This is a genomic window from uncultured Thermomonas sp., assembly GCF_937872235.1.
In the GTDB taxonomy this organism is placed as follows: domain Bacteria; phylum Pseudomonadota; class Gammaproteobacteria; order Xanthomonadales; family Xanthomonadaceae; genus Thermomonas; species Thermomonas beijingensis.
Map to the genome: position 1 here is coordinate 1 of NZ_CALMPC010000090.1, position 6,430 is coordinate 6,430.

The following is a 6,430-nucleotide window of genomic DNA, read 5'->3' on the forward strand; positions in this document are numbered from 1 at the left end:
ATTGGCCAGCCCAGTCAAGGCATCCGTATAGGACAAGCGATGCAGGTCATCATTGCGGAACTGACTAGTCAGCGCTTCAAACAGGCGGCGGCGATTGGCCAGCCCAGTCAAGGCATCCGTATAGGACAAGCGATGCAGGTCATCATTGGCTTTGCGCAGTGCGCCATCGCTGGCCTGCAATTGCGCAGTGCGCTGTTTCACCATCTCGCGCAGCAAGTCTTCCTGTTTGCGCAGATGCTGCAAGCGCAAGCGCAACACAGCCCAGAACAGCAACAGCAAGCACATCGCCATCAAAGTGCGCGCCACCGGCGTTTGCCACCACAGGTAGGGCACATCCACGGTCAGCTCGATCGGTGCGGCCAGCGTTCCGGCAAAATCCATCGCTTCAATACGCACGTGCTGACGTCCACTGGGCAGACGTGCCAGCACATGCGAGTCGGCGTTTCCCCAAGGGTCACGCTTGGCTGGAACATCCGACAACTGCACGCGATAACGTGATGCGGCTTCTTTCTCACCAGTCAGCAGACTGTATTTCAGCTCTAGGCTGCTGTCTCGCTTCGGGAGTTGAATTACACCGCCACGCATGGCGATGGGATTGCCATCGACCATCAGGTCGCTGATGATGAGCTGCGATGGCTTGCGCGCAGCATTGCGCCAAGGGGTGTAAACGGCGGCGCCGCCAACGGTACCGATCCACACCCTGCCATTGGCATCTTTTTGCATGGCGCTGCCATTGCATTCGTCATGCGGTAAGCCATCTTGCCGATGGTAGGCAGTGGAGGTGTAACCGGTGGCCGTCGCGCGCCACAAAAAGACGCCATAGTCGGTGCATACCAATACATCACCCGCGCCATCCTGCAATGCGCCGTACACCAGCGGAATGGGCAGCGTAGGCAAGGCTGGCTGGGTGATCAGGCGCGGCTGATCGGGATCGCTGACATCGATCCGCAGCAAGCCATGCTTATTACTTCCTGTCCATAGCTGGGGGTGGCCATCCACCGTAATTACACGCAAGTCGTACAAGGTGTCCTGCGGGAGTCCGATGTTGGATTGAAAATAGCGCCATTGCCCGGCGCGCAAGCGTGCCAACCCGCGTTCAAGGGTGCTGAACCACACATCCTGCCCCAGCTTGACCGCCGCATAGATGCGGTTGGGCGCTTCGTGCCCGGCCGGCATCCAATCCCATCCGCGGCCATTCCAATGTGCAATTCCTTGCGTGCGTGAGCTGGCCCACAGGTCGCTGTTGTCAGCCAACATCAAACTGGCAGATTCATCGTCCTGCTTGCGCCATGGCGTGGCGACTTCGATGAAGTGGTCCCCTTGCAGGCGCAGGACATGGCCGGCCCAGGTGCCAATCCAGAGCGAGCCCTGCTTGCTGCCATTGGGCACCCTCAGCACGCTGCGCACAGTTTGATTGGGAATGCCTTCCGCCTTGCCGTAGTGCTGCCATTGGCCATGTTCAAGACGCGCCACACCGTCACCATCGGTCGCCAGCCATACGCGTTGTTGGCCATCCTCCACCGACTCGACCCAAAGACCCCAAATTCCGTTGGCGTCATTCCCCAATGTACTGATCACTTGCCATGGCCCGGCCAGCGGAATGCGCATCGCGCCACCATCGGTACCCACCCAAACCGTCGGCTGGCCTTGGCTGGTTGTGTGCGTACTGATGCTGCGAATGCGCGAAGTTTGCTGGGTCTGCGCACTGGCCGTGCGGTCAGTACGCCACACTTGCTCATTGCTCATCATCGCCAAACCACCACGGGTACCAGCCCAAATCTCGGTATGTGATGGATCCGGCTTGACCTGCGCGAGATCGTTCACGAAATCGCTCGGCAAGCTGCTATTGGCGGTACTCCAGCGGGTCCACACACCTGCCTGAAAGCGGGCAACACCGCCACCCAGCATCGCCACCCAGAGTGTTTGTTGGCCATCCTCGCGCGGCTGTAGCAGCAGGCTGCGAACTTCATTGGTGCGTGGCCCTGCGCCGGTAATCTTTACCCGGGTACAGGCTTGCCCAGTGATACAACGCAATAGCCCAGCACCGAAACTCCCCAGCCATATGGTTTCCGGCTGATTGTCGGAGGCAGCTTGCACGGCGATATCGAAAATCTCATAGCCCTGCATGTCTACTGGCAACGGCAGGTGCTGCCAGTGTTGCCCAACCCAGCGCGCCACACCGTCACCAGTGGCATAAATGCGTTGTTCGCCATTGACCTCGATGATACGAATACGGCGGCTGCGCTGTGCACCGAACGGCGAGCCCAGCGATGCCCAAACGCCGTGCTGCAACCGGAATATCCCGGTACTTTCATAGGCCGCATAGACATCGCCATCTGTGCTGGTGGCCACGCTGTGAACGGCGCGGCCATTCATTCCCGGCAGTCCATTGATATGGGTCAGGCGCGCTCCATCCTGACGTGCCAGGCCTTGCATGGTGCCCATCCACACTTGTCCATTCGGAAGGCTTGCAATGCTGTTGACGGTGGGATCTGGCAGGCCTTCACCGGTACCGAATACGTCAGGCGGCATCCAGCCAAGCGGCGATTGTGGTGGTTGTGATGGAGTCGTGCCCGCCGATTGCGTTTGCCCGGGGATGCTCAGCAGTGCGCACATGGCCAACAAGAGGGTTGGCAAGGCGTGGCGACTGGCTCGACGGGGGAACGGGCTGTCCATGCCCAACAAGCCAAAGCAACTCCCGTGCCATACAGCCAAGAGCTGATTTGCCTTGCTTTGGCGGCAGAGTGTGACGCGTAGCGTCAGTTTCGAGCCGCGCTAGCCAGCCGGCTTGCCGGTTTTGAAGCCCACGCACGGATCCGCACGGGTGCTGGCGGGGATGTACCTGATGTCATCGAAGGCGGTGGTATCGGTAGCGGGTTCCAGAAAGCCCACGGAGTGCACGCGCAAGCCATCGCGATGCAGCCAGAACGGCACCGCGATATCGCTGCGCACATGGCCGTTGCCGGCAATCAGGACGATGCCAGTGGCGGCGTGCGCGCGCAGGGTTTGCGCCATCACCACGTCGCGTGCGATCTGCGCCTTGGCCATCGGGCCGACCAGTGCTTCCGGCAGTGCGCCGCAGTGACTGTCACGCACTGCGTTTTCCTGTGCAGCCAGCACCCCGCTGGGTAGAGTGTCCAGCGAATAATGTGCGATGAGAGCGGCCGGCAGCGCGGCGGCAAAGCCATCTTTCACGACCTTGGACGCATCGCCGCGCGACAAATTGGCACCATACAGTGGCAGTTTGTATTGCAATGCCAGCGCAATCACCGGTGTGTAGTACTCCCATGTCCAGCTGCTCTTGGCCGCAGCCACTTTGGCAATCACGCAAGCGGCATCGGCGCATTCGCGCATTGCCGTGTCCAGCGCAGGTTGCTGATCAGTATCAAACTGCTCCATCGCAATCGCAGGGCGCCAGCCGGCGGCAAGTTTGCCCTGCAGCAAGGCCACGCGCGCAGCATGACCTGCGGCGTTGTCGTGCACTTCGCCCAGCACAAGCACCTGTGGCGCAACATCGCTGACAGTGGCCGGCGTGGAGCAGGCGGACAGGGCGATCAGCAGAGGCAACAGCAGCGCGTGGCGGGTCATGTAGGGTCACCAGAAATAGTGACTCCAGCATGCCACATTATGGTGGATGGCCTGCGTGGCATGCTGACCACGTTTGCCAATAGGCACCGTTGAATTGGAATTGCATTGCTTCACCACGCGTCGCTACCGCGCCATACCTGCCCACTTTCCGGAGAATTGCAATGCGCCCAATGTTCAAGCACACCGCGCTGGTGATCGGACTCTCGATCTCCACGGCACTCCCGATGTCGATCTCGGTCGCAGCTGCGCCTGCACCGCAAGCTGCGACGGCAGCGGCTGATCAACCGGCCACAACACCGCGTGGGACAACGTTTATTCTTCCCGAGGGTTGGACACGCGAGCAACGCGGCAATGCCGTGGTGTTGACCCCGCCCGAAGCTGACGGCTCGCGCTTGGTGATTGTGGATGCGACGGCTGGCAGCGCGGATGACGCCGTAGCGCAGGCATGGCAGGCATTGGGCATGGCGCCGAAATTTTTACTGGCCACCGATGCCGCCCCGCGTGATGGCTGGGAGCAGCGTCGTTCCTATGATTATGACGTGCCGCAGAATGCCAAGCGGGTCGTCAACGCCTCGGCCTATCGGCGCGGCAAATTGTGGACGGTGATCCTGGCCGATGTAGACCAAGGTATCGCCGAAAAGCGCGCATCGCAGTTTGGCAAACTCTTTCAACGACTACTGCCAGCGGGTTATGTGCGTGAAACCTTCGCCGGGCGCAGTGCACATCCATTGGATGCGGCCCGCCTGCAGCAAGTGGCCAATTTTGTCGAACAGATGCGCAAGGATTTTGATGTGCCGGGTGTCGCCATCGGCATCATTCAGAATGGCAAAGTGGTGATGGCACGTGGCTTCGGGGTGCGTCAGCTGGGCAAGCCTGCCAAAGTCGATGCCGACACCCGCTTCATGATCGCCTCCAATACCAAGGCGTTGACCACGCTGATGCTGGCCAAACTGGTGGATGCCGGCAAGCTGGATTGGAATGCGCGCGCCGAAGATGTGTATCCCGGCTTCAAACTGGGGGATGCCGCCACCACTGACAAGGTGCTGGTGAAACACCTGATCTGCGCGTGCACTGGTGTGCCCAGGCAGGATATGGAGTGGTTGTTTGAAGGCGAAAAACAAACCCCCGCCAGCGTGCTGACAACGCTGGGCACGATGCAACCCACCAGCGGGTTTGGTGAATTGTTCCAGTATTCCAACCCGATGGCTGCGGCTGCGGGTTATATCGGCGGCCAAGTTGCGTACCCCGGTAGTGAGCTGGGCGCCGGCTATGACAGGGCGATGCAGGCGCTGGTATTTGATCCATTGGGCATGCGCAACACCACCTTCGATTATGTCAAGGCGCAAACCGGTGACTACGCTGCGCCGCATGGTTACGACATCAACCACAAGGTGCAGGTCATGGGCATGGGGTTGAACGACACCATCATCGCCTCGCGTCCAGCCGGTGCGGCGTGGAGCACGGTGGACGACATGCTCAAGTATGTACAAATGGAAATCGACCGTGGCCTGCTGCCGGATGGCAAACGCTACATCGGGGAGGCTGCTTTATTGCAACGTCGTGAGCCGCAAATCGCCCTCGGCGTGGACAAGAATTATGCAATGGCCTTGATGGTGGACAACAGTGACGGCGTCACCGTGATCGACCACGGCGGCGACTTGGGCGGCTTCCATTCCAACATGATGTGGTGGCCGGAGCAGAAAGTGGGCGCGGTGATCCTGACCAATGCCGATGAAGGCGTGTACCTACGTGGCCCGTTCAAGCGGCGGCTGATGGAGTTGATGTTCGATGGCGAGCCGCAGGCGGTGGCCGCTGCCGCCGCCACAGCCAAAGCCAATCGCGCCGCATTCGATGCGCAGCGCAAGTTGCTGCAGTGGCCCGCAGACAACAAAGCGCTGGCCGCCCTTGCGCCGCGCTATCACAACGCTGCGCTGGGTGATGTGCAGGTCGTTCGCAAGCCGGGGAAAGTGGTCTTCGATGTGGGCGCGTTTGCATCTGCGGTTGCGACCCAGCCACAGCCTGACGGTAGTCTGGCGTTTGTCACCATCGACCCGGTGGCCGCCGGATTCCCGTTTGTCGGTGCAGTGAAGGCTGGTGTGCGCCAGCTCATTGTGCGCGACGGCCAGCATGAGTACGTGTTTGATGAAGTGAAGTAGGGCAGCAGCAGACGCAGCGGGCTGCGTTCACATGGGCGGTACAATGGGCAAATTGCCACGTCCCATGTGAACGCAGTCTCATGAATACCCCCACCGCCCAGCTTCCAACCACGGCTTCCACTGCACTGGACGAACACCGCAGCCCGCTGCGCTTCGTCACCGCCGCCAGCCTGTTCGACGGCCACGACGCCGCGATCAATATCATGCGCCGGCTGATCCAGGCGCAGGGCGCGGAGGTCATCCACCTGGGCCACAACCGCAGCGTGGAAGACGTGGTGCGCGCGGCGCTGCAGGAAGACGCCGACGCCATCGCGCTGTCCAGCTACCAAGGCGGCCACGTCGAGTACCTGAAGTACATGGTGGACATGCTGAAGGAGCGCAACGCCGCGCACATCCGCGTGTTCGCCGGCGGCGGCGGCACCATCACGCCGGAGGAGATCCGCGAGCTGGAAGCCTACGGCGTGGAGCGGATCTACCACCCCAACGACGGCATGCACATGGGGTTGGTGGCGATGATCGAGGACGTGGTCAAGCGCGCCGCGGCCGCGCGCCTGCCCGTCGACAAGCCGCACCAGGTCGAATTCGACAACGAGATCGAGATCGGCCGGATGCTCTCCGCCATCGAAGAGTCGGCGCTGGACGAGGCCGAACTGGCGCACCTGCGCAAGGAATGGCAGCTGGCCGGC

At 61.2% G+C, this 6,430-nt stretch carries 4 protein-coding genes; 2 read left to right on the forward strand and 2 right to left on the reverse strand.

Annotated elements, in window-relative coordinates:
* Positions 1 to 2,532, reverse strand: a 2,532-nt coding sequence (locus QWB57_RS08285; RefSeq protein ID WP_288969107.1) for a hypothetical protein, incomplete at its 3' end; no start/stop codon positions are given.
* Positions 2,533 to 2,775: 243 nt separating this feature from the next.
* Positions 2,776 to 3,588, reverse strand: coding sequence for a ChaN family lipoprotein (locus QWB57_RS08290; protein WP_223629755.1), 813 nt, complete (start codon positions 3,586 to 3,588; stop codon positions 2,776 to 2,778).
* A gap of 170 nt (positions 3,589 to 3,758) precedes the next feature.
* Between QWB57_RS08290 and QWB57_RS08295 the strand changes: the two genes are divergently transcribed.
* Together QWB57_RS08295 and QWB57_RS08300 are read left to right on the forward strand one after the other, a co-directional pair.
* Positions 3,759 to 5,744 carry a serine hydrolase domain-containing protein gene (locus QWB57_RS08295; protein WP_256646805.1) on the forward strand — a complete coding sequence of 662 codons (1,986 nt, stop codon included), beginning with the start codon at positions 3,759 to 3,761 and terminating at the stop codon, positions 5,742 to 5,744.
* A gap of 80 nt (positions 5,745 to 5,824) precedes the next feature.
* On the forward strand, positions 5,825 to 6,430 hold a 606-nt coding region (locus tag QWB57_RS08300; protein WP_288969110.1), incomplete at its 3' end, for a cobalamin-dependent protein.